Source organism: Streptomyces prunicolor NBRC 13075 (assembly GCF_000367365.1).
GTDB classification, from domain to species: Bacteria; Actinomycetota; Actinomycetes; order Streptomycetales; family Streptomycetaceae; genus Streptomyces; species Streptomyces prunicolor.
Window position 1 is genome coordinate 159,299 of sequence record NZ_BARF01000025.1, and the last position, 22,062, is coordinate 181,360.

Sequence of the window (22,062 nt, forward strand, 5' to 3'; positions counted from 1 at the left end):
CCAGTGATGAATGCCGATCTCCGATGATGAATATGACGTTCTCAATTATCGAGAGATGGCCTCTCACTTGATCGCCCCAGCTCGTTCCGTCTCGTCAACGTCTCGTCAACGTCTCGCCGGGGAGGCCGTCATGGCAGGCACGATCCAGGGCAAAGTCGCCGTGATCAGCGGAGGCTCGACCGGCGTGGGGCGTGCCGTCGGGGCACTGCTCGCGGAGAACGGGGCGCAGGTGGTGCTGCTCGCCCGCCGCGCGGACCGACTGGAGACGGCGGCGCGCGAGATGAAGGGATCGGTACTGACGATCCCGACCGACGTGAGCAGCGGCGACAGTGCGCGCGGCGTTCACTCAGGTCGAGGAGCGGTTCGGGCGGGTGGACATCCTGGTGAACAGCGCCGGTGTCGCCCGTATCCGCGCCATCGAGGAGACCGCCGACGCGGACATCCAAGCCTGCGTCGGCACCAACCTCCTGGGCCCGATCCACACGATCCGCTCGGCGGTGCCCCTGCTGCGGGCGGCCGGCGGTGGTGACATTCTCAACATCTCCTCCGAGATCACGCTGGACCACATGCCGCTGATGGCGATGTACGCGGCGAGCAAGCACGGCCTGAACGGCTTCACCGCCGCGATGCACAAGGAGCTGCGCGGCGACGGCATCCGGGTCGCGCTGGTGATCCTGGGCTCGATCTCGGACAGCGCCTTCATCGAGAACTTCCCCGGCGAGGACCGGCAGCGCGCGGCCCCGATCTGGGAGGCGGACGGCTATCTGACCAGGGTGGGCGCCATGAAACCGCTCCCCTCGGCCACCGTCGCCCGGGTCATGGTCCAGCTGCTCAGCACACCGCCCGAGGTGGTCCAGGACGTGGTGCACATCCGTCCGGCCGACTGAGAACCCCGCCCCGGTCCGGCACCCGATTCCCCGCCCACTCCCCCGCCCGATCCATGCATCAGACGTGAACACCCCATAAGTCGGCCTTATGAGGTCATAGACGGGACCCGCATACCGACTTAGGCATGCCTTAGTTTAGGCTTCCCGTCGAGTCGCTTGTTTTCGCTCGAAGGGAACCTGATCATGCCGCGCCCCCTGCGGGTAGCCATCGTCGGAGCCGGCCCCGCCGGGATCTACGCCGCCGACGCCCTGCTCAAGTCCGAGGTGGCCGCCGAACCCGGCGTGTCCATCGACCTCTTCGAGCGGATGCCCGCGCCCTTCGGCCTGATCCGGTACGGCGTCGCCCCCGACCACCCGCGCATCAAGGGCATCATCAACGCCCTGCACCAGGTCCTGGACAAGCCGCAGATCCGTCTCTTCGGCAACGTCGACTACCCGACCGACATCAGCCTGGACGACCTGCGCAGCTTCTACGACGCGGTGGTCTTCTCCACCGGCGCCACGGCCGACCGGGACATGTCCATACCGGGCGTCGAGCTCGACGGTTCCTACGGCGCCGCCGACTTCGTCTCCTGGTACGACGGCCACCCGGACGTCCCGCGCACCTGGCCCCTGGAGGCCGAGAAGGTCGCCGTTCTCGGTGTCGGCAACGTGGCTCTCGACGTGGCCCGGATCCTCGCCAAGACCGGCGACGAACTGCTGCCGACCGAGATCCCGCCGAACGTCCACGAGGGCCTCAAGGCGAACAAGGCTCTCGAAGTCCACGTCTTCGGCCGCCGCGGCCCGGCGCAGGCGAAGTTCTCCCCGATGGAGCTGCGGGAGCTGGACCACTCGCCGAACATCGAGGTCATCGTCGACCCCGAGGACATCGACTACGACGAGGGCTCGATCACCACCCGGCGCGGCAACAAGCAGGCCGACATGGTCGCCAAGACCCTGGAGAACTGGGCGATCCGCGATGTCGGCGACCGCCCGCACAAGCTGTTCCTGCACTTCTTCGAGTCCCCGTCCGAGATCCTCGGCGAGGACGGCAAGGTCGTCGGCCTGCGCACCGAGCGCACCGCCCTCGACGGCACCGGCAACGTCAAGGGCACCGGCGAGTTCAAGGACTGGGACACCACCGCGATCTACCGCGCGGTCGGCTACCTCTCCGACAAACTCCCCAAGCTCCCCTGGGACATCGACTCGGGCACCGTCCCGGACGAGGGCGGCCGGGTCATCCAGGAGACCGGCGAGCACCTCCGGTCGACGTACGTCACCGGCTGGATCCGCCGCGGCCCGGTCGGCCTGATCGGCCACACCAAGGGCGACGCCAACGAGACGGTCGCGAACCTGCTCGACGACCACGCCAACGGCCGTCTGCACACGCCCGTTTCGCCCGACCCGGAGGCCGTGGAGGCGTTCTTCGCCGAGCGCGACGTCCGCTTCACCACCTGGGACGGCTGGTACCAACTCGACGCCGCCGAGAAGGCGTTGGGCGAGCCGCAGGGCCGCGAGCGCGTGAAGATCGTCGAGCGCGAGGACATGCTGCGGGCGAGCGGCGCGTAAGCCGCACTCCCGCAAACGCGTAAGCCGCACTCCCGCGCAGCTGACACCGAGGGGCCCGGCGGCCGTACCGCCGGGCCCCTCGCGCGTGTCAGCGGGCCGCCCTGCCGTACCGCGCGAACACGGTGTGGGCCGTCTTCTCGATCTCCCGGCACTCCAGGTGGAGGGGCGGACCGCCCGCCGGGAAGAGCCGTTCGCCGGTGCCGAGGACCGTGGGGAAGGTGATCAGCCGGTACTCGTCGACCAGGTCCTCCGCCATCAGCGTGCGGACGACGGGCAGGCTGCCGATGACGATCACATCCCGTTCCTCGCGCTTCACCGCGTCGACGAGGTCGCCGTCGAGGACGCTCGAATTCGTCCACGCCGACACATCGGTCAGGGTGCGGGACGCGACCAACTTCGCCCCGGCGTTCATGCGCGCGGAGAACTCGTCGTCGCGGCCCGGCCACAGCCGCGAGAACGCCTCCCAGGTCCTGCGGCCGAGCAGCATGACCCCGCCGTCGAGGGTGCTGCCCAGCCGGAACTTGTCGCCGTCGATCTCCTCACGGCCGTAGCGGAAGATCCAGCCGCCGTCCGGGGTGCCGTCGGACCCGTCGGGGTCGGAGACGATCCCGTCCAGGGTGGTGAACTGGATGACGATGACGCTCATGATGGATGTCCTTTCGGTCGGTGCTCACCGGTACGTACCGGTGGCGTCGGCCGAACTCATCGCGGCGAGTGGGATCAGTTCGAGGAAATCCTTCGTGGCAGGTCGAAGGTGTCCAGAACCTGCGGATCGGTGAAGACGACATTGCGGGTGATGCGCCCGCCGGTGACCGTGAACACCTGAAGGCTGTGCAGCCACCGGTCTCCGTCGGGGGCCGACGCGTACGCGGCAAGCGCCGGTTGCCCGTTGGCGGCCAGGCGCGTCAACGCCCAGTCCGTGCCCCGGAGTTCGAAGACCCTGCGCATGAACGCGCCGTAGTGCCCGGTGCCGCTGAACCAGAGCGGGACCGGCGGCATCTCCAGGACCACGGCGTCGGCCAACAGCCGTACCAGGGTGGGGACATCGGCCGCCTCGAACGCCCGCAGGTAGCTGTCGACGACCTCGCGTGCCCCGGGGTCGTCCGCTTCGGCGATCGTGTCGTCGTCGCCGACGTCCGTGAGGGCGGCGCGGGCGCGCTGGAGCGTGCTGTTGACGGCCGGGACGGTGGTGTCGAGCTGGTCGGCGACCTCGGCGGCGCTGAACTGCAGCACCTCGCGCAGCACGAGCACGGCCCGCTGCCGCGCGGGCAGCCGTTGCAGGGCGACCACGAGGGCGAGCCGCATGTCGGCGCGGGCCTCCACGTCGTAGCGCGCGTCGGGGAAGGGCTGCAGCCAGGGGATGTCGGTCGCGGGCGTGAGCGGTGTTCCGGGGTCATCGCCCGGTGCGCCGAGGCCGGACGGCAGGGGGCGGCGCGCGCGTCCTTCGAGCGCGGTGAGGCAGACGTTGGTGGCGATGCGGTAGAGCCAGGTGCGCACGGACGCGCGTGCGGGGTCGTACCGGTCGCGGGCCTTCCACGCGCGCAGCATCGTCTCCTGCACCAGGTCCTCGGCCTCGTGGAACGAGCCCAGCATGCGATAGCAGTACGCCACCAGTTCGCCCCGGTACGGTTCGAAGTCCACCCGCCCATCATGGCGTACGGGCCTGCTAACGTCCCCCGGTGTTCTCCCTCCTCGAACCCCCGTTCTTCTCCCGGCTGCGCGACGCGCGCCGGATCCTCGTCGCCGGTGCGGGCGGCGGTTTCGATGTCTACGCCGGGCTGCCGCTGGCCCTCGCGCTGCGCTCGGCCGGCAAGGAGGTGCACCTCGCCAACCTGTCCTTCGCCGACCTGTACGGCCTCGACCAGGACGTGTGGGTGGACCAGGACGTCGCCGCGATACGGCCCGACACGGTGGCCCGGGGCGACTACTTCCCCGAGCGGTCCCTCGCCCGGTGGCTGGATCTGCACGGCATGCCGTCGACGGTGTACGCGTTCCCGCTGACCGGTGTGCGCCCGCTGCGGGACGCGTACCGCACGCTGATCGAGCACCTCGGCGGGGTCGACGCCGTCGTGCTGGTGGACGGCGGCACCGACATCCTGATGCGGGGCGACGAGCACGGGCTGGGCACGCCGGAGGAGGACATGGTCAGCCTCGCGGCGGTGACCGGGCTGGACGAGGTGCCGGTGCGGATGGTGGCGTGCCTCGGGTTCGGTGTCGACGCCTATCACGGGGTCAACCACTCGCTGGTGCTGGAGAATCTGGCCGCGCTGGAGCGCGAGGGTGCCTATCTCGGTGCGTTCTCGCTCCCGCGTGAGAGCCACGAGGGGCAGCTGTATCTCGATGCGGTGGCCCACGCTCAGGAGTGCACGCCGGATCATCCGAGCATCGTCAACGGTTCCGTGGCGGCGGCCGTACGCGGGGACTTCGGAGACGTCCGTTTCACCGAACGCACGCGCGGCGGCGAGCTGTTCATCAATCCGCTGATGGCCGTGTACTTCTGCGTGGACGCCCTGGGGCTCGCGCGCCAGAACCTCTATCTCGACCGGTTGGAGTCAACCGCCCTCATCCGTCAGGTCAGTTCACTCATCCAGGACTTCCGCGACGAACTGCCCCGGCAACGGCCGCCTCGCGCCTATCCCCACTGACCGACCGGCTCACCGCCGCCAGGACTTCACCGGCGCGCACGACGCGCAGGCTCACCACGGTGGTCGCCGCGAACGCGAGCATGCCGCAGCCGATGGCGACACCGGCGGTCAGAGCCGTCAACCGGTCGAGGCCGAGGGCCTGTTGGAACACCGGAACGGCGGCGACGGACAGCACCGGGGCCAGGCCGAGTGCCGTCAGGTGCAGCCGCCACTCCTCCTGGGCCCAGTGCCTGCCCTGCCGCCCGGCACGCCGGGCGTTGACGGCCATCGTCACGTAACCGACCGCGTAGGGCAGGAGATAGGCCCCCAGCAGTCGCTGTCCGGTCGCGCCGAAGTCCAGGTAGGAGCGCGCGATCCACAACAGGGCCGCCGCACCGGCGAGTTGCGCGCCCGCGAGCACGGGCAGCGGCGCCCAGGACCCCGAGACCCCCTCGATCGTCGTACGGTGGTCCCGTGCGCGCGAGGCGACCAGCGCGCCGAAGGTGACGACCAAACCCAGGTGTGTGATCGCCACTTGGTTGATCTGCTCCATGGTCAGGCCGGGCAGCAGCCGGGGCAGGAAGCCCCACTCCAGGCGCAACAGCGGTGCGGTGAGCAGGAATCCGTAGCAGAGGAGCATCCAGCGCTGGTGCAGGTCGAGGAGTCCGCGGATCGCGGCGAGGATGCCGAAGGTCACGCTGAGGACGGTGCCGACCAGGAGGGTGGCGAGCACGATCCAGAACGCGGGACCGCTGAACGCGTCCTCGGGTGCCGTGCGGGCCAGGTAGATCCCGGCGCCCGCCATCGAGACGTAGACCGTGACCGCGAAGCCCACGCCGAGCACGCGGTGCAGGCGGGTGCGGTGGCGTGCGGCGGTGAGGAGTTGGGCGGGGCCGAGGAGCATGAGGGCGCCGCCGAGGACCGAGTGGACGATCATCGGGACGAGGCTGTGGCGGTAGGGCGCGATCCGGTTGGCCAGGGCGTCGGTGACGTAGTGCGGGGAGACGACGCGGCCCATGACCCATTCGCCGAGGGCGGGGGCGCCGGGGCGGGCGTAGGGCCAGAGTTCGGTCATGGCGATCGGCGCGTAGGCCAGGCACACGACCGTCACCGCGATCATCGTGGCGCGACGCCGGATTCTGTTCGTCGGACGACGCACGGCGGCCCCCTTGCCGGCTCATGGCCTCGGCCCGGCCCTCGATGATCTCTTCTGGACCATCGCGACGGTAGGTGCGACCGCCGTCGTGGTCAACGGTCCCGCGCACGTTCGTCGCGGCGGCGCACCCATTCCCAGAAGCCGACCATCATCCCCTCGTACCGGATGGCACGCTCCCGCGCCTCGACCGGCTCGAACGAATACTTGGGGTCCGCGAATGATGTGAAGTGCACCACGACGGGTAGTTCTTAACTCAGCGCCTCTTCCGCGTGAACACCTCCACTCAAAGGAACTGTGGTCTTGGCTCTCGCGTACCCTGACGCCCCGTCAGCCCGTCGGCCCGGGCGTACTTGGACTATTCGCATCACAGGTCACCGCGACCGTACCGCCTCGGTCAGCTGCTCCTCCGGGTGCGGCATGCCCGCCCGGTCGCGCGACATCGCGGCCCTGCGCCGCTTCGCCGAAGCCCATGCGGCGGCCCATGTCAGAGCGGCGACCGTACGCCCCGACGCGGCCTGCGGCTGCCGTCGCCAGCGGTGTGCGGCGCACGAGGGGACCCGGGTCGACTGCTCGGGCTCGGTGCTGCTCGTGCTGCGCCACGATCCCGCGGTCGGCCAGGTGTGGACCCTGGCCGAGGTCTGCGCGGCCTGTGCCTCGCTGATGACGCACACCCGCGTCGTCGGCAAGCCGCTGCCGCGCACCCGGCCGCCGCGCGAGGAGACGGTCGTACCGCTGGAAGTGCCGTCCGCGCCGGGCGCGCGTTCGGTGCCGGCCGGGTTCAGCGCGCCCGCGCCCGAACCGGGCGTCCCGTCCCGGCCGGGGGCCGCGGACAGGCGCCGGCGGCGGTGAGGTCCGGTGGCACACGGAAGGGACCCGCCCCGAGCGGATGGTGGGCGGGTCCCGTCCGCCCGACCATTCTGCGGACCGGGCCATGTCAAAGGCACGCGTGAAACCCGCCCGCCCGGAGTGAACGGATCACACCCCGCGCGTATGCTCGCGCGGTATCGCAGGAAAATCGGGCATACGAGACTCAACATCCCCTGCTCGACCCCCCGCTTGACCCGCCAAGATCTCCGACGGTGATACTGGTGGGTCAGCACCGCACCCGCCCGCAGATTGGCTTATGTCGAACTCCTCCACAACTCCGCCCACGATCCCCCACACGGTGTGGCTGGCTCGCGGCCACCACGTCGGGTCCGAGGACGCCGCGGATGTCGTACGGCGACAGCTGCAACGGCTCAAGGACCGCGAGGTCATCGACGACCACCTGGAACCCGACGAGGACCAGCACGAGGATCCGCGCGAGCAGGTCTTCGAGGCCCGGTGGCGGGTGGAGGGGACGGTGACCGTGCGGGCACGGCTGACGTTCCCGCCCGCTCCGGAACCGGGTTCGACCGCCGCCGGCTCCGTCCCGGCGGACGGGCGGGAGTGGATCCTGGTCGCGGAGGCCGAGCGGGTCTGGGATCCCCGGTGGCCCTCCCCCGCGACGATGTTCTGGCCCGAGGACTCCGAGAGCGCCGACGGCGGCTGGGACCGTGTGACGGTTCCGGGGCTGCGCTTCGGGCAGGTCAATCCGCTGCCTTCCGACGAGAAGGAGTTGCGGCGGCTGTTCCGGAGCTGTGCGCAGGACGGGTGGAGCATTCACGTCGTCGTGCACGAGGCCATGACCCCGGACGCGCACGGCCGGCTGCCCCTGGCCCGGCTGCTGCCGCCGAGTCTCCGGCACTGCGTGGTGGAGCACCGGGCCACGCCCGACCAACTACGGTCCGTCAACTGGGCGTTGCTGCGCGAGTTCGACTTCCAGGTGCCGCGCGGCGGTGCCGTGGTGCTGCCCACCAGTCCGGTGGCTCCCTCCTACGACGTGCGCGAGTTCTCCGTGCGCAGCGTCTTCCTCGACGGCTCCGAGCCCACCGAACTCGTGGACGTGCTCTGCCGCTACGCCGCCTCCGCGCGTCCACTGCCGGAGGGCGGCCAGGAGGCCGTCACCGCGCTGCGCGAGCAGTGGAAGCTGATGACGCTGGAGGAGGAACTGGCCCGGGAGCGCAGGCTCGTGGCCATGTACGCCGAGGCGCTCGAAGCGATGACCAAGTCCCGTGACCTGTACCGGGAGTCCGCGGACCGGGCCAACGAGGCGCTGGCCGCGCTCCGCGATTCCGGCGGTGCCTCCGTGCCCGGGGTGACGTCTCAGCCGACCGGGTCGCCGTTCCAGCGGACGTTCGGCCGGCTGCGGGACGCGACGAAGTCGCTGCGCCCGGCACCGGCGACCGACGGCGACCGCGAGGATCCTCCCCGTGACGGGGATCGGCCGCCCGAGGAGCGGTAGTACCCCGGACCTGAGTCAGGTGGTTTGCGGGACCCCCATCGGTCCCGCGAAGCTACGCAGCGGAGTGCCGGTGGTGAAAATGGACCACCGATGGTGATCGCCGCCCACGCGCCCCCGGCACCGCCCGGCCTAGCTTGGCGGCATGCCGATGCAACCCTGGTTCCGCGATGCCAAGTTGGGCATCTTCGTCCACTACGGGATCTACGCCGTCGACGGTGTGCCGGAGTCCTGGTCGTTCTACACGGGCCAGGTCCCGCACGACCGGTACATGCGGCAGCTCGACGGGTTCACCGCCGCACGCTACGAACCGCGGGCCTGGGCGCGGCTGTTCGCGCGGGCGGGTGCCAAGTACGCGGTACTGACCGCCCGCCACCACGACGGCGTCGCCCTGTGGGACTCGGCCCACGGTGACCTGGACGTGGTCCGCCACACCCCGGCGGGCCGCGATCTGATCGGGCCGTACACGGAGGCGCTGCGCGAGGAAGGTCTCAAGGTCGGCCTCTACTACTCCCACTCCGACTGGAACCACCCCGACTACGCCAGCACGGTGCACCCCCAGCCGCCCGACGAGGAGCTCCGCACCAACCCGTACGCCTCCGCACGCCCCGGTCACGAGGACCCGGCCGCCTGGGCGCGCTACCTCGGCTACCGCGACGGCCAGGTAGGCGAGTTGGTCGACCGCTTCCGGCCCGACCTGCTGTGGTTCGACGGCGAGTGGGAGCGCGGCGAAGAGCAGTGGCGGATGCGGGAGTTGGCGGAGCTGATCCTCGCCGGGAATCCCGACACCGTCCTCAACGCCCGCATGCTCAGCTACGGCGACTACGCGACGCCCGAGCAGGGGGTGCCGTTGCAAGCCCCGGACGGGCCTTGGGAGTTGTGTCTCACGGTCAACGACTCGTGGGGCTTCCAGCACGGGGACGAGCACCACAAGTCGGTGCGGCAGCTGGTGCGTTACTTCACGGAGACGATCGGGATGGGCGGAAATCTGCTGCTCGACGTCGGTCCGCGGGAGGACGGGACGATAACGCCCGCTCAGACGGAGCGACTTGAGGGACTCGGTGCCTGGATCGCCCGGCATGCGGAGGCGGTGTACGGCACGGTCGCCGGTCTGCCGGCCGGGCACCACTACGGGCCCAGCACCCTCTCCGCCGACCGGCGCACGCTGTACCTGGTGTGTTTCGATCCGCCGCGCGAGTCGGTGTCGGTGCGCGGCCTGCGTACGCCCGTCAAGCGGGTCACGGTGCTCGGCACCGGTGCCGAGCTCGGCCACGACGTCATCGGCGGGCTCGGTGACGTGCCGGGCGTCACGTGGATCGACGCCCCGGGCGCGGCCGACGTGGACGAGCGGGCGACGGTCCTGGCGGTCGAACTGGACGGGGAGTTGGACCTCTACCGGGGTGTGGGCCGGGACTGAGTCACGCGGTGCCGGCGCGAACCGCCCTGGGTGAAGCCCCCAGTTCGCGTCGGCACGCCTTGTTGAAGGCCTGGAGGTCGCCGATGCCGACAGCGGCCGCGATCGCCGGGACGGACAGGGTCGATTCGCGCAGCAGGTGCCGGGCGCGTTCCATGCGGCGGTGCCTGATGTAGGCGACGACCGTGGTGCCGGTCTCGGCGCGGAACAGGCGGATGAGGTGGTTGTGCGAGACGCCGGCCGCGTACGCCACGTCGGGGACGGCCAGTTGGGCCGCCAGGTGCGATTCGATGTGCGCGACGGCGAGGGCGACAGCGGGGTGCGGTCCCGCGGTCCCACCGGCCGCCGGGGACGCCAGGTCCGCCACGCGCCACAGCACCGACCACAACTCGGCCGCCGCGCGGGCGGAGTTGCGCGGTGCCGCAGCGACGGCCCGCTGCATCAGGTCGGTCAGCACGGGCGTCTGCGTACCGGCGTCCTGCATCACGGGGACGGTCAACCGCTCACCGGCGGACGGGAGTTCCAGGTGGGCGAAGAGATGCTCGGAGCGGCCCCGGTAGTGGAACCGCACCAGCGCGCCGGGCGGCACCAGGCTGACATGGCCGGGCCTGATCTCGTGCACCACACCGTCGACGGTCAACTCCGCCTCGTAGCGGTACAGATGGAGCTGCCAGAGGTCGGGCAGCCGGAACACGTCGCGCGGGCCCGTCGTCCCGTGCACGCCGACGCCGAGGCTCGCCACGCGCGGTGGGGCGTCGAGGCCGATCCGTACGTGGGTTCCGGTGCCGTTGGTCGCGCTCACGGTGAAAACGTACCAGTGCCTGACAAGGGGTCAACGGCTGTCAAGGCTCTTCCAGGCGTTCGGGTGTGATGTTCCCCTCGTCGGTCATACCCGGGCCGTAACCGGGCATCCGGATAGGGCACATGCCGTGCGGCCACACCCGGGGAAAGAGGCGCCAGTGGACTCGACCACAACCGTGATCGTCATCGCCGCGGTGCTCGCGGCGGTGCTGCTCGCCGTGGCCGTCGGAGTGCTGGTACGGCTCGTCCGTATGCGGCGCGGAATGCGGCGCGCAGGGCTTCCGACCGGCCCAAAATGGGTTTTCTGGGGTGCCGTTCTCTACTTCGTACTGCCGACCGATCTGATGCCCGATCCCGTGTACTTGGACGACATCGCCGTACTTCTCCTCGCCCTGCGCACCATGCGCAAGTCCCTCGGCGAGCAGGAGGAGGGGCGGCCGGGCGACCTCGGCTGAACCGGTCGGGCGCCTCGCACGTTCCTTCCTGCGATTACGCAGCGTAAGGAAACCATTCACTCGTTCGATTCGTATAAGTCTCTGGAAGCAGACGGAAGTCAGCGGGCCAAGCGACCTCGCAGGGTGGCCACCGCTTGCACGAGGCAGTACCGACGAGGGAGAGACGATGCAACCGTTCGCGCTCAACTACGCTCGCCCGGCAGCACAGTTGGAGCTCAGCGCTCCGTACACCTACGACTCCGGACTGCAGTTGAACGTGCTCGCCGACGGACGGGTCGCCGCCCATGATCTCGCTCTGCTGAGAGAACTGGGGACCACGACGTCCACCGCGGGATCGAAGACTCACTTCGACGACTGAACACGGAACGACGAAAATGACCGTCCTGGTCCTTACCTGCGAAGAGGACGTCACGGCGGACCTGGTGGTGGTCCACCTGCACGCGTCCGGCGTCCCCGTGGTCCGGATCGATCCCGCCGACCTCACGGGCGGGGTAGCGCTGTCCGGCGAGTACGTCCATGGTGCCTTCCGCGGTCATCTGTCCGCCGGGGGGCGGCTGGTGAGCGTGAGCGGACTGCGGTCCATCTGGGTGCGCAGGCCCGGCACCCCGGCGACCCGTGCGCCCCAGCCCTCCGCGTGGCTGACCGAGGAGGCCTCCCAGGCGCTCTACGGCATGCTGCGCGGCTCCGGTGCCCGCTGGATGAACCACCCCGACGCGGCCCGCCGCGCCCGGCACAAGCCCTGGCAGCTGCGGCTCGCGCAGCGCAGCGGACTGCCGGTGCCGGCCACCCTGATCACCACGTTTCCGCAGGCCGCCCGCGAGTTCTCGCGGCGCTTCCCGGACCTGGTGGTCAAGCCGGTCTCCGGCGCCCACCCGCAGGATCCGCCCCGGGCGGTGCCGACGAGCCGGGTCGCGCCGGACACCGACTTCGCCGCCGTCGCGTTCGGTCCCACGCTGCTGCAACGCCGGGTCGCCAAGCGCGCCGACATCCGGCTCACCGTGGTGGGCGACCGGATGCTCGCCGCCCGTACGGCGACCGCCCCGGACCCCGACCCCGCCGAGGTCGACGTCCGCTTCGCCGTGTCCGCGCAGCCCTGGCGCCCCACCGAGGTCCCGCCGCGCATCGCCGAGGCCGTCCTGACGTACATGCGGGACGCCGAACTGGCCTACGGCGCCTTCGACTTCGCCGAGGACGGCGACGGGACCTGGTGGTTCCTGGAGTGCAACCAGTCGGGCCAGTTCGGCTTCGTCGAGGCGGAGACCGGCCAGCCGATCGCCCGGACCATCGCGGAGTGGCTGGCCCTGCCCGCCGCCCCGGAACGGGAGGGCCTCGTCAACGGGGCGGACAGTACGGCCGGTTGAGCAGTAACGGTTCACCTGAGGCAGAAGGGGCGAGCGCCCTGGGTCAGGAGTGGCGCCCCGTCCCATATGTCCCCAGGAGGCTGCACACCGCGTCCTCCTCGACCGCGCGCAGCTTCCGCAGCAGTTCCGGGTTCCCGGTCTGGTTCACCTGAGTTGTCAATGAGAAAGTGAGCGACCGTCGGCCGTCAGGGGTCGCCGCGATCAACTGTGTGTAACCAAGGGTGTTCCCGGTATGTCCGAGGACGACCCCGCACCGGGTGTCGTAGCGGAAGAGCGCGAGCCCGGCGCTGTTGCGGCCGGGGCCGGCCGGTTCGGAGGAACCGGGGATCCAGTGCCGCTGTTCCCGCAGGGCCGCCTTCGAGGTGAGGGCCCCGGCGGCGTAGCCGCTGATGAACGCGGTCAGGTCGCGCGGCGAGGAGGTGATCCCGCCCGAGGCCCACACGCCCGACATGCCGATCGTCTCGGAGACGTCCTCCGGTCCGGACGGTCCGCCGACGGCATAGCCGTGCATGTACGGCTCCGGCATCTCGTACCCCTGCGGCAGGCTCGTGTCACGCAGACCCAACGGCCGGTACACGTCGTGACGCAGCAGGTCCTCGTACCGCGTGCCGGTCGCCGCCTCCGCCATCAGTGCTACGGCGATGTTGTCGGAGTTGGAGTAGCGGTACTGCGAGCCCGGCGTGAAGTTCAGCGGTTCGCCGGCCACGAAGTCGAGCAGCCGCCGCGAGTCGAAGTGCCGGCGCGGGTCGGCGGCGATGAGGCTCCGGAACCGCGTGCTCTGACTGAAGTCCGGGAGCCCGCTGGTGTGTTGGAGCAGCTGGCGCAGGGTCACCTTCCGCCAGGCCCGGGGCTGGTGGGGCAGCCGGGTGCCGACGGTGTCGTCGAGGGCGAGCCGGTGCTGTCGTACGAGACTCAGGGCCACCGCCCCGCTGAACGCCTTGCTGGTGCTCGCGGTCCGGGTGTGGTCGTCCGGTTCGAGCGGGCGGCCGGTGGTGAGGTCGGCGGTGCCGGCACTCAGGACGCGCTGGTGGTCGCCGTCGCGGAGCACGACGATCACGCCGGGCGGGCCGTCGGGGGCGGCGACCAGGTCGTCGAGGCCGCGCTGGAGGGAGTGGTCGTCGGCCGCGGCGGGCGAGGCGGGTACGAGGGTGCCCACGCAGGTGGCGACGAGGACGGAGACGAGGCGGAGCGGCAAGGGCATGGAGTGTCCCTGGGGCTGTGGGGTCTGGGCACGACCAGAATCCGGGGGCTCGTCGGCGTCCGCGCGGGCGCGTGCTCCATACGGCCCCCTCCCCTGTTCACCTCGCGCGGTGTTGCCTCGCGGGGCGTGCTGTGCCGTAATCGGATGACCCGCGGTTCGGATCTTGGTGGTGCCTTGCCGCGCCGGAAGGAGCGGCTGGGATGGACGCTTACGGTGCCGGGGACGATGTCTCGGCCACCCCGGGAGGGCTGCTCGACCTGTTGCGGGTCGCGGCGGTGGTCCTGGACGCCGGCGGGTACATCGGGCTGTGGAGTCCCGAGGCGGAGCAGTTGCTCGGCTACACCCCCGAGGAGGCGCTGACCCAGCGCGCGGACCGGCTGCTGGTGTCGCCCGACGACCGGGCCAGGGCGCGTGAACTGTTCGCCCAGGTCGGTACGGGCGCGCGCTGGGCCGGGGTGTTCCCGCTGCTGCACCGGGACGGCACGGAGCGGCCGGTCGAGTTCCGCACGATGCGGCTGCGCGACAGCCACGGTCAGCCGCATCTGCTGGGCCTTGCGGCGGACGCCACGACCGTACGGGGCGTGGAGCGGGACCTGGCGCTGTCCCACAGCCTCGTGCGGCAGACCCCGGTGGGCATCGCGGTGTTCGACACGGATCTGCGGTGGGTCGGCGTGAACCCGGCCCTGGAGCGGCTGAACGGCGTGCCGGAGGCGGACTTGATCGGGCGCCGTGTGGGCGAGGTGCTGCCCGGTCTGGACGTGGCGGCCATCGAGTCGCGGATGCGGCACGTACTGATCACCGGCAAGCCGCTGCTCGACCAGCAGACCGTGGGCCGGACGGCGGCCGACGTCGTGGACCGGGCGTACTCGGAGTCGTATCACCGCATCGAGGACGCGCAGGGCCGGGTGCTCGGGCTGGCGATGGCCGTCCTGGACGTGACCGAGCGGGAGCAGGCCGCCGCCGAGGTCGCGCAGGCGCGCCGGCATCTGTCCGTCGTCGCGGAGGCCGGGGTGCGGATCGGGACGACGCTGGACCTCCAGCAGACCGCCCGGGAACTGGCCGACGTGGCGGTCCCGCACGTGGCCGACCTGGCCGCCGTCGACGTACTGGAATCGGTCGTCACGGACGGCACGATCACTCCGGTGACCGAGGACGCGCAGGTCGAGTTCCGGGCGCTGGCCGTCGCCGCCGGATACCTGACCGACGCGATCCACGCGGCGGACCCGGTGGGCGAACTCGCCACCTACGGCCCCAACCGCATCATCACGCAATGCGTGCGCGAGGCGGGGCCGATCCTGGTCGAGCGGGTCGACCCGCCGACGATGCGCCGTATCGCCAGGGACGGACGCGCCGCCCAGACCCTGCGGATGGCGGGCGTCCACTCCTACCTGGCCGTCCCGTTGGTGGCCCGCGGCGAGGTCCTGGGCACGCTGAGCCTCTACCGCACCATCAACGAGCACCCCTTCGACGAACAGGACCGCGTCCTCGCCTCGGAACTCGCCGCCCGCGCCGCGATCTGCATCGACAACGCCCGCCTCTACGGCCGTGAGCGCACCACCGCGCTGACCCTGCAACGCAGCCTGCTGCCACCGGCCCCGGCCCGGCAGGAGGGGCTCGACATCGCCGCCCGCTACCTCCCGGCGCTCAGCGAGGTCGGGGGCGACTGGTACGACGTGCTGCCGCTGGGGCCGGGCCGCACCGGGCTCGTCGTGGGCGACGTGATGGGCAAGGGCGTCCAAGCCGCCGCCATCATGGGCCAGTTGAGCACCGCGACCCGCGCCCTGGCCCGGCTGGACCTGCCACCGGCGGAACTGCTGCACCACCTCGACGACCTCACCGGTTCCCTCGGCGACGCGATCGCCACGTGTGCGTACGGCGTCGTCGACCTCGGGCGCGGCACCTGCGAACTGTCCAGTGCGGGGCATCTGCCGCCCGTCCTGATCCACCCCGACGGCACCGCGGAACTCCTCGACATTCCCGGCGGAGTCCCGCTGGGCGTCGGCGGGGTGGACTTCGGGACGGCCGAAGTCGACTTCACCACAGGCGCGTTGCTCGCCCTCTACTCCGACGGGCTGGTGGAGAACCGCGGCGAGAACATCGACGTGGGGCTGCACGCGCTGACACGGCTGTTGCAGAGTTCGCGCCGTCCCCTGGAGCAGACGAGCGACATGCTCCTCAACGCGCTGCGCCCGGAACCCGACGACGACGTCGCGCTCCTCCTGGTCCGCGCCACGGGTTGACCTGTCCGGTCAGGCGCCCGTGGTCGAGCCCGGGCGGATGATCATGAGGACGGTGACGGTCGCCCACAGCAGGTTGAAGATGCCGGTGAACATGGCGAGTTGAACGGTCCCGGTCCGCTCCACGGGCCGCTGTGCGCCGAGTTGTTCCAGGAGTTCGTCCTGGCGGGGCAGCACGAAGGCGATCAGGATGCCGGCCGCCACCGCGGTGAGGGTGATGGAGGCGATGAGCCAGCCGCTGCCCAGGACGCCCATGGCGGAGGCGGTCGCGAAGCCGAAGAGGGGCACCGCCAGTCCGACGGCGCCGTAGACGCGGCAGATGCGGTGCAGCAGTCGTACGGTCGGCACGCCCGCGTCGGGTCCGTCCGGGCCCGCGAGGGCGCGGCGGGCCGCCGGTGGGAACATGCTGGCGGCGACGGTGACGGGGCCGACCGCGACGATGGCGGCCAGGACGTGCAGGGTGAGAAGGATCTTGGTCACCGGCCCAGGCTAGGGGCGTACCACGCGGGAACACAGAGGCTGGAACGACAGCTTCCAACGGATTCCCGCCAACCCCTGGGGCAGCACCTACGTGGCAGAAGGCCATGTCACATGGTTGGCGAGAATCCGCCTATCGTGGTGTTCATGCACACTGTCGCGATCCTCGCTCTCGATCATGTGGTGCCGTTCGACATGGCGACACCGATGGAGGTGTTCGGCCGTACCCGACTGCCGGACGGGCGGAACGCCTACCGGGTGCGGGTGTGCGGCGAGACGCCGGACGTGCGGACGGACGGGTTCACCCTGCGGGTCGACCACGGGCTCGAAGCGCTGGCGGACGCCGATACCGTCATCGTCCCGGGCCGCTCGGAGCAGGCCGCGCCGCCCTCCGCCCGGGTGCTGACGGCACTGCGCGAGGCGGCAGCGGCGGGCACCCGGATCGTGTCCATCTGCGTGGGCGCGTTCGTGCTGGCCGAGGCCGGGCTGCTGGACGGCCTGCGCGCCACCACGCACTGGGTGGCCGCCGAACTGCTGGCCCGTACCTATCCGTTGGTCGAGGTGGAGCCGGACGTGCTGTACGTCGACAACGGGCAGATCCTCACCTCGGCCGGGGCCGCCGCCGGTCTCGACCTGTGTCTGCACCTGATCCGGCGGGACTTCGGCTCGGCGGTCGCCGCGGACGCGGCCCGGCTGTCGGTCATGCCGCTCGAACGGGAGGGCGGGCAGGCCCAGTTCATCGTCCACCGGCACCCACCCGTCCCACAGGGCTCGACCCTCGAACCGCTGCTCCAGTGGATCGAGGACAACCTCTCCCACGAGGTCACCCTGGGCGCGCTGGCGACGCGATCGGGCATGAGCGAGCGGACGTTCAGCCGTCGTTTCCGCGAACAGACGGGCAGCACACCGCTTCAGTGGCTGCTGCGGGCCCGCGTACGCCGCGCCCAGTACCTGCTGGAGAACAGCGACCACACCATCGAACGCATCGCCCAGCAGGCCGGGTTCGGCTCCCCCACCGCGTTCCGCGAGCGCTTCCGCCGGGTGGTCGGCACCAGCCCGCAGGCGTACCGCTCGGCGTTCCACGGCAGGAGGGTCGCCGAAGTGGCGTTCTCCTGAACAGATCTACTGACGGTTCTACGCCGCGGCGCGGCCGTCCGCGACCACACGGCCCGGGGTGCTGCGCGCCGCCGCCAGCAGGGCGTCCGCCTTGACGATCGCTTGCTGGATCCCGGTCGTGCCCATCATCACGCAGAGGGTGTACACGACGTCGTTCAACTCGTCGGCCGCCTGCGGTCGGTGGCGCTCCGCCTGGGAGATGCGCAGCACCGCGTACCGGGTGAGCAGTTTTCTGACGGCCTTCGGGTCCGGCACCAGCACGAAACGCCCCTCTCTCGCTTTTCGCTCCGTGTGCCCAGCCTGCGCCGATCCAACCAACCGGCCCACGAGATCCGGTCAGGCGACCTGCCCGCTGTGCAACGCCGTGTACGCCCCGCCCCGGCGCAGGAGTTCGTCGTGCGTGCCGACCTCCAGGATCTCCCCGTCGCCCATCACCACGATCCGGTCGGCGCCCCGGACGGTGGACAGCCGGTGGGCGACGACGAAGGTCGTACGGCCGCGCAGCAACCGGGCGAGGGCCTGCTGGACGAGCGCCTCCGAGCGGGTGTCCAGCGCCGAGGTCGCCTCGTCCAGGACGAGCACCTTGGGGTCGCGGATCAACGCCCGTGCGATCGCGAGGCGTTGACGCTGACCGCCGGAGAGCCGGGCCCCGCGCTCACCGACCCGCGTCTCCAGGCCCTGCGGCAACTTCTCCACGAACTCGAGGGCGTTGGCGTCGCGCAGCGCCGCGCGCACCGCCTCCTCGTCGGCGTCGTCCATGCCGTAGGCCACGTTGTCGCGGATCGTGCCGTCGAAGAGGATCGACTCCTGCGGGACGACCGAGACGAAACGTCGGTACGTACGCAGGTCGAGGGTGTTCATGTCGGTGCCGTCGAGCAGCAGTTGGCCGGTGGTGGGGCGGATGAAGCCGATGACGAGGTTGAGGACGGTGGACTTGCCGGCGCCGGACGCGCCGACGAGGGCGACGGTCTCGCCCGGTGCGACGGTGAGGGTGACGTCGTGGACGGCGGGCCGGAGTTGTTCGTCGTAGGTGTGGCCGACGTGTCGGAAGGCGACGGCTCCGCGCACCTCTGCGACCTCCGTCTTGCCCTCGTTGTCCTCCAATTCGGGTGCCTGGAGCACCTCGCCGACCGAGCGGACCGATTCCAGGCCCTTGGTGATGACCGGGGCCAGGGTCGTGAGGGTCGTGGTGGAGTTGGTGAGGGTGGTCAGGAAGGCGCTCAGCATCACGACGTCGCCGGCGGTGACTCCCCAGGCGCCGTAGTACGACACCAGGGCCGCGCCGGCGAGGACCAGGACGCCGACGACGTTCAGGACGACCCAGGCGAGCGAGCCGAAGCGGCCGTTGAGGAGGTCGAGACGGTTCCCGGAGGTGAGCAGGCGGCGCAGGGTGCCGTCCATGCGGCGCAGGGCCTTGCCCTCCAGGCCGTGGGCGCGGGTGACCGGGATGAGGCGGGTCATCTCCGTCACGCGCGAGGAGAGGGTCTCGACCTCGTGGCGGAACTGCTCGTTGTGGGTGCGGAGGCGTGCCTTGAGCCGGGAGACGAGCAGCGCGGCGACCGGTACGACGACGATGAAGACGGGCACGAACTCCGGTGTGCGGATGCCGATGATGACCAGTCCGCCGGTGAGCACGGTGATCGCGCCGAGCCCGGTCTCCGCGGTCTGCTGGACCATCTGCTCGACCGTCTCCACGTCCCGCACGACCTTGGCCTGGAGCACGCCGGCGCTGACCCGGGAGTGGTAGCCGATGGAGAGCTGCTGCATGCGGGTGCACAGGGCCGAGCGCAGGTCGGTGCCCATGCGGCGGACGCTGCCGTAGAGGAGGCGGACGTAGAGCACGTGCAGGGGGTAGTTGATCAGCAGGATGAACAGGATGATGCCGGTGCTGATCCAGATTCCGCTGACCGGCTGATGCTGGACGACCGTGTCGATGATCGACGCGGTGATCAGGGGGAGCAGCCAGATGGGGCTGTGCTTGACCGTGAACACGGCGACGGCCAGGGCCAGTCGTCTGCGGTCGGCGCGGAAGAGGTAGGCGAGGGTGCGGATCGGGTGTTCGTCGCGGTAGTGGTGGTCGAGCGGTTTCTCCGTGGACGACGCCATCGGTGGTGGTCCTCCCCCTGTGCCGGCTTGCCCCTGTGACCGGCCGGCCCCCTGTGGCCAGTTGGCGGGCAAGCGCTTTCTGCCCTTGCCCGCCACTCCTACACCTCAGACATCAGGGTCTTCTCAAACGGCGTCCAGCTCCGCGATCTCCTCGGTGGAGAGGGCGAGTTCGGGTGCGGCGGCCGAGTCGCGGATCGTCTCGGGGCGGCTGGCGCCCGGGATCGGTACGACGACCGGGGACTTGGCGAGCATCCAGGCCAGGCAGACGCGCTGCGGGCTGACGCCGTGCTTCTCGGCGATGCGGGCGAACGGCGCGTAGGCGGAGCCGAGTTCACCGGCGCGGGCGATGCCGCCGAGGGGGCTCCAGGGCAGGAACGCGATGCCGAGTTCGTCGCAGAGCTCCAGCTCCGGCTCGCTGGAGCGGAACGCAGGGGAGAACTGGTTCTGCACGGAGACCAGTCGGCCGTCGAGGATCTCGTTCGCCAGCCGGATCTGCTCCGGGTCCGCGTTCGAGATGCCGGCCAGGCGGATCTTGCCCTCGTCGAGCAACTCCCGTACGGCGCCGACCGAGTCCGCGTACGGGACGCTCGGGTCGGGGCGGTGGAACTGGTACAGCCCGATGGCCTCCACGCCGAGCCGGCGCAGGGACGCCTCACAGGCCTCCTTCAGGTAGGCGGGGCTGCCGTTCAGGGTCCAACTGCCGTCCCCGGGGCGGAGATGGCCGCCCTTGGTCGCGACGAGGACGTCCGCGCCGCGGTCGTGGGAGGCGAGGGCCTTGGCGATCAGGGTCTCGTTGTGCCCGACCTCGTCGGCGTGCAGGTGATAGGCGTCCGCGGTGTCGATCAGCGTCACGCCCGCGTCGAGGGCGGCATGGATGGTCGCGAGGGAGCGTGCCTCGTCCGGCCGTCCTTCGATCGACATGGGCATACCGCCCAGGCCGATCGCACTGACCTCGACGTCACCGATACGGCGGGTGTCCATTGCTCGTGCTCCTCTTCCGGTCTTCCGGTGCGGTCTTCCGGCTGTCGCGCGGGACCGTGCCGTCCGACACCGCCGGAGCCGGGGCCGGATCTCGGACCGGGGTCACGACGGGCGGGACGCATCGTCCAGCTTCTCCGGCCCGGGTCCGCAGGTCCAATAGAAGAAAGCGAACGCATCCAGCAGCGGGACTGCTCAATCGGGACCGCTCAACGAGCGGCGACCTTGGCGACGAACACCGTGACGTTGGTGACGGTCCGCTGGATCTTCTCCTCCAGGGTGAGCGACTCGGGCATCCGCGCGCCGACGCCCGCGTCCTTCTTGCCTCGCACGTACAGCGGGCAGGCGAGGTCACTGCATATGTAGGCGCCCACGGAGTTGCCCTGCTGCCCGGCCTTGCCCGCCCTCGCGGCGGTCATCAGCGAGACGCCTCCGGTATGGGTGGTCATGCACATCGAGCACATACTGCGCCGCGTCTGCCAGGAGGCGGCACCGGGGCAGCGCAGGGCGATCGCCGTCGGGCGACCGTCCAGCTCGATCGCGAGGTACGCCCGGCCGGGGGCCTGGGGGTCCCGCCACCCGAGGAAGTCCAGGTCGTCCCACGGCCGTTCGGCCAGATCCCGGGGGATGGACAGGCGCTTGGCCTCGCCCTTGGTGCAGTTCACGAAGGCGGCGCGGATCTCCCGCTCGGTCAGTGGTCTCATGAGCGGCACGCTAGTTTGCCTAAAATCTTTAGGCAAATACATAATAGATATCGTCGAATGGGAGGATGGTTATGGCCAGAGCAGGACTGACGCCGGAGCGGCTGACCCTGGCGGGGGCGGAGCTGGCCGACGAGGTCGGCTTCGAGCAGGTGACCGTCTCGGCACTCGCCCGGCGCTTCGACGTCAAGGTCGCGAGCCTGTACTCGCACCTGAAGAACTCCCAGGAACTGAAGACCAGGATCGCCCTGTTCGCCTTGGAGGAACTCGCCGACCGGGCCTCCGACGCAGTCGCCGGGCGGGCCGGCAAGGACGCCCTGGCCGCCTTCGCGGAGGCCTACCGCGGCTACGCCCGGGAGCACCCCGGCCGGTACGCGGCGGCACGGCTCCGACTCGATCCCGAGACGGCGGCCGCCAGCGCCGCGGTGCGGCACTCGCAGATGACACGGGCGATCCTGCGCGGCTACGACCTGCCGGAACCGGACCAGACGCACGCGGTCCGGATGCTGGGCGGCGTCTTCCACGGCTACGTCAGCCTGGAGCTGGCCGGAAGCTTCGACCACAGCGCGCCCGACGCGCGGGAGTCCTGGACCTGGATCGTGGATTCGCTCGACGCGCTGCTGCGGAACCGGGCCGCGCCCCACAACCGACCGTCCCGGAAACCCCGATCGACAGGCTGA

Annotated in this window: 22 protein-coding genes and 1 pseudogene; 12 read left to right on the plus strand and 11 right to left on the minus strand. The window is 70.7% G+C overall.

Annotated elements, in window-relative coordinates; all coding sequences use genetic code 11:
* Positions 1 to 130 precede the first annotated feature (130 nt).
* Both SPR02S_RS55500 and SPR02S_RS10485 read left to right on the plus strand, forming a co-directional pair.
* A pseudogene (locus SPR02S_RS55500) lies at positions 131 to 887 on the plus strand (SDR family oxidoreductase).
* Between the two features lie 183 nt (positions 888 to 1,070).
* Positions 1,071 to 2,435, plus strand: coding sequence for an FAD-dependent oxidoreductase (locus SPR02S_RS10485; RefSeq protein ID WP_019056910.1), 1,365 nt, complete (start codon positions 1,071 to 1,073; stop codon positions 2,433 to 2,435).
* A gap of 88 nt (positions 2,436 to 2,523) precedes the next feature.
* Here SPR02S_RS10485 and SPR02S_RS10490 read toward each other — a convergent pair whose 3' ends face one another.
* Positions 2,524 to 3,081, minus strand: coding sequence for a dihydrofolate reductase family protein (locus tag SPR02S_RS10490; RefSeq protein ID WP_019056911.1), 558 nt, complete (start codon positions 3,079 to 3,081; stop codon positions 2,524 to 2,526).
* Between the two features lie 74 nt (positions 3,082 to 3,155).
* The gene (locus SPR02S_RS10495) at positions 3,156 to 4,076 is read right to left on the minus strand and encodes a sigma-70 family RNA polymerase sigma factor (protein WP_019056912.1); all 921 of its coding nucleotides are present in this window, start codon (positions 4,074 to 4,076) and stop codon (positions 3,156 to 3,158) included.
* Positions 4,077 to 4,114: 38 nt separating this feature from the next.
* Here SPR02S_RS10495 and SPR02S_RS10500 point away from each other — a divergent pair, with 38 nt between their 5' ends.
* Entirely contained in the window at positions 4,115 to 5,080 is a 966-nt protein-coding gene (locus SPR02S_RS10500) for a DUF1152 domain-containing protein (protein ID WP_019056913.1), read from the plus strand.
* Here SPR02S_RS10500 and SPR02S_RS10505 read toward each other — a convergent pair.
* Positions 5,019 to 6,218 (minus strand): DUF2306 domain-containing protein, encoded by a 1,200-nt coding sequence (locus SPR02S_RS10505; RefSeq protein WP_245607541.1) that lies wholly within the window; start codon positions 6,216 to 6,218, stop codon positions 5,019 to 5,021. The genes SPR02S_RS10500 and SPR02S_RS10505 overlap by 62 nt on opposite strands.
* Before the next feature lie 89 nt (positions 6,219 to 6,307).
* Complete coding sequence (locus SPR02S_RS62975; protein WP_158697803.1) at positions 6,308 to 6,448, minus strand: hypothetical protein; 141 nt, start codon at positions 6,446 to 6,448, stop codon at positions 6,308 to 6,310.
* 184 nt (positions 6,449 to 6,632) lie between these two features.
* Between SPR02S_RS62975 and SPR02S_RS55505 the strand changes: the two genes are divergently transcribed.
* The 3 genes from SPR02S_RS55505 to SPR02S_RS10525 all read left to right on the plus strand — a co-directional run bounded on the left by SPR02S_RS55505 (position 6,633) and on the right by SPR02S_RS10525 (position 9,952).
* Positions 6,633 to 7,064 (plus strand): hypothetical protein, encoded by a 432-nt coding sequence (locus SPR02S_RS55505; RefSeq protein WP_052346958.1) that lies wholly within the window; start codon positions 6,633 to 6,635, stop codon positions 7,062 to 7,064.
* 274 nt (positions 7,065 to 7,338) lie between these two features.
* The gene (locus SPR02S_RS10520; RefSeq protein WP_026150405.1) at positions 7,339 to 8,538 is read left to right on the plus strand and encodes a hypothetical protein; all 1,200 of its coding nucleotides are present in this window, start codon (positions 7,339 to 7,341) and stop codon (positions 8,536 to 8,538) included.
* A 142-nt stretch (positions 8,539 to 8,680) separates the two neighbouring features.
* Complete coding sequence (locus SPR02S_RS10525; protein WP_019056917.1) at positions 8,681 to 9,952, plus strand: alpha-L-fucosidase; 1,272 nt, start codon at positions 8,681 to 8,683, stop codon at positions 9,950 to 9,952.
* A gap of 1 nt (position 9,953) precedes the next feature.
* Here SPR02S_RS10525 and SPR02S_RS10530 read toward each other — a convergent pair whose 3' ends face one another.
* Positions 9,954 to 10,751 (minus strand): helix-turn-helix domain-containing protein, encoded by a 798-nt coding sequence (locus SPR02S_RS10530; protein ID WP_019056918.1) that lies wholly within the window; start codon positions 10,749 to 10,751, stop codon positions 9,954 to 9,956.
* Positions 10,752 to 10,908: 157 nt separating this feature from the next.
* Between SPR02S_RS10530 and SPR02S_RS10535 the strand changes: the two genes are divergently transcribed.
* The 3 genes from SPR02S_RS10535 (at position 10,909) to tgmB (ending at position 12,566) form a co-directional block, all read left to right on the plus strand.
* Positions 10,909 to 11,205, plus strand: a complete 297-nt coding sequence (locus SPR02S_RS10535) for a YkvA family protein (protein ID WP_019056919.1) — start codon at positions 10,909 to 10,911, stop codon at positions 11,203 to 11,205.
* A gap of 166 nt (positions 11,206 to 11,371) precedes the next feature.
* Complete coding sequence (gene tgmA, locus SPR02S_RS10540) at positions 11,372 to 11,563, plus strand: putative ATP-grasp-modified RiPP (protein ID WP_019056920.1); 192 nt, start codon at positions 11,372 to 11,374, stop codon at positions 11,561 to 11,563.
* Positions 11,564 to 11,579: 16 nt separating this feature from the next.
* Positions 11,580 to 12,566 (plus strand): ATP-grasp ribosomal peptide maturase, encoded by a 987-nt coding sequence (gene tgmB, locus SPR02S_RS10545; RefSeq protein WP_019056921.1) that lies wholly within the window; start codon positions 11,580 to 11,582, stop codon positions 12,564 to 12,566.
* Positions 12,567 to 12,609: 43 nt separating this feature from the next.
* Here the strand turns inward: tgmB and SPR02S_RS10550 are convergent, their stop codons facing one another.
* A complete protein-coding gene (locus SPR02S_RS10550; RefSeq protein WP_019056922.1) occupies positions 12,610 to 13,767 on the minus strand; it encodes a serine hydrolase domain-containing protein in 1,158 nt (385 codons plus the stop codon).
* Positions 13,768 to 13,967: 200 nt separating this feature from the next.
* Here SPR02S_RS10550 and SPR02S_RS10555 point away from each other — a divergent pair, with 200 nt between their 5' ends.
* Positions 13,968 to 16,007: a SpoIIE family protein phosphatase gene (locus SPR02S_RS10555; RefSeq protein WP_019056923.1), complete on the plus strand. Its 2,040-nt coding sequence runs from the start codon at positions 13,968 to 13,970 to the stop codon at positions 16,005 to 16,007.
* Between the two features lie 9 nt (positions 16,008 to 16,016).
* Here the strand turns inward: SPR02S_RS10555 and SPR02S_RS10560 are convergent, their stop codons facing one another.
* Complete coding sequence (locus SPR02S_RS10560) at positions 16,017 to 16,484, minus strand: membrane protein (RefSeq protein WP_019056924.1); 468 nt, start codon at positions 16,482 to 16,484, stop codon at positions 16,017 to 16,019.
* Positions 16,485 to 16,628: 144 nt separating this feature from the next.
* Here SPR02S_RS10560 and SPR02S_RS10565 point away from each other — a divergent pair, with 144 nt between their 5' ends.
* The gene (locus SPR02S_RS10565; protein WP_043258216.1) at positions 16,629 to 17,597 is read left to right on the plus strand and encodes a GlxA family transcriptional regulator; all 969 of its coding nucleotides are present in this window, start codon (positions 16,629 to 16,631) and stop codon (positions 17,595 to 17,597) included.
* 18 nt (positions 17,598 to 17,615) lie between these two features.
* On the opposite strand, the gene SPR02S_RS10570 is transcribed toward SPR02S_RS10565, so the two are convergent.
* From SPR02S_RS10570 to SPR02S_RS10585, 4 genes are all read right to left on the minus strand, one after another.
* A complete protein-coding gene (locus tag SPR02S_RS10570; RefSeq protein ID WP_019056926.1) occupies positions 17,616 to 17,858 on the minus strand; it encodes a DUF5133 domain-containing protein in 243 nt (80 codons plus the stop codon).
* A gap of 75 nt (positions 17,859 to 17,933) precedes the next feature.
* On the minus strand, positions 17,934 to 19,703 hold the full coding sequence (locus SPR02S_RS10575; RefSeq protein WP_019056927.1) for an ABC transporter ATP-binding protein: 1,770 nt from the start codon (positions 19,701 to 19,703) through the stop codon (positions 17,934 to 17,936).
* Between the two features lie 123 nt (positions 19,704 to 19,826).
* On the minus strand, positions 19,827 to 20,684 hold the full coding sequence (locus SPR02S_RS10580; RefSeq protein WP_019056928.1) for an aldo/keto reductase: 858 nt from the start codon (positions 20,682 to 20,684) through the stop codon (positions 19,827 to 19,829).
* 206 nt (positions 20,685 to 20,890) lie between these two features.
* On the minus strand, positions 20,891 to 21,385 hold the full coding sequence (locus SPR02S_RS10585) for an FBP domain-containing protein (RefSeq protein ID WP_019056929.1): 495 nt from the start codon (positions 21,383 to 21,385) through the stop codon (positions 20,891 to 20,893).
* A gap of 71 nt (positions 21,386 to 21,456) precedes the next feature.
* Here SPR02S_RS10585 and SPR02S_RS10590 point away from each other — a divergent pair, with 71 nt between their 5' ends.
* Positions 21,457 to 22,062 carry a TetR/AcrR family transcriptional regulator gene (locus SPR02S_RS10590; RefSeq protein WP_019056930.1) on the plus strand — a complete coding sequence of 202 codons (606 nt, stop codon included), beginning with the start codon at positions 21,457 to 21,459 and terminating at the stop codon, positions 22,060 to 22,062.

Excerpts from the sequence above, each read along its gene's own strand:
- SPR02S_RS10520 (WP_026150405.1), top strand. The coding sequence starts at position 7,339 with ATGTCGAACTCCTCCACAACTCCGCCCACGATCCCCCACACGGTGTGG.
- tgmA (WP_019056920.1), top strand. The coding sequence starts at position 11,372 with ATGCAACCGTTCGCGCTCAACTACGCTCGCCCGGCAGCACAGTTGGAG.
- SPR02S_RS10525 (WP_019056917.1), top strand. The coding sequence starts at position 8,681 with ATGCCGATGCAACCCTGGTTCCGCGATGCCAAGTTGGGCATCTTCGTC.
- SPR02S_RS10580 (WP_019056928.1), bottom strand. The coding sequence starts at position 20,684 with ATGGACACCCGCCGTATCGGTGACGTCGAGGTCAGTGCGATCGGCCTG.
- SPR02S_RS10490 (WP_019056911.1), bottom strand. The coding sequence starts at position 3,081 with ATGAGCGTCATCGTCATCCAGTTCACCACCCTGGACGGGATCGTCTCC.
- SPR02S_RS10550 (WP_019056922.1), bottom strand. The coding sequence starts at position 13,767 with ATGCCCTTGCCGCTCCGCCTCGTCTCCGTCCTCGTCGCCACCTGCGTG.
- SPR02S_RS10590 (WP_019056930.1), top strand. The coding sequence starts at position 21,457 with ATGGCCAGAGCAGGACTGACGCCGGAGCGGCTGACCCTGGCGGGGGCG.
- SPR02S_RS10555 (WP_019056923.1), top strand. The coding sequence starts at position 13,968 with ATGGACGCTTACGGTGCCGGGGACGATGTCTCGGCCACCCCGGGAGGG.
- SPR02S_RS55505 (WP_052346958.1), top strand. The coding sequence starts at position 6,633 with ATGCCCGCCCGGTCGCGCGACATCGCGGCCCTGCGCCGCTTCGCCGAA.
- SPR02S_RS10575 (WP_019056927.1), bottom strand. The coding sequence starts at position 19,703 with ATGGCGTCGTCCACGGAGAAACCGCTCGACCACCACTACCGCGACGAA.
- tgmB (WP_019056921.1), top strand. The coding sequence starts at position 11,580 with ATGACCGTCCTGGTCCTTACCTGCGAAGAGGACGTCACGGCGGACCTG.
- SPR02S_RS10585 (WP_019056929.1), bottom strand. The coding sequence starts at position 21,385 with ATGAGACCACTGACCGAGCGGGAGATCCGCGCCGCCTTCGTGAACTGC.
- SPR02S_RS10485 (WP_019056910.1), top strand. The coding sequence starts at position 1,071 with ATGCCGCGCCCCCTGCGGGTAGCCATCGTCGGAGCCGGCCCCGCCGGG.
- SPR02S_RS10565 (WP_043258216.1), top strand. The coding sequence starts at position 16,629 with ATGCACACTGTCGCGATCCTCGCTCTCGATCATGTGGTGCCGTTCGAC.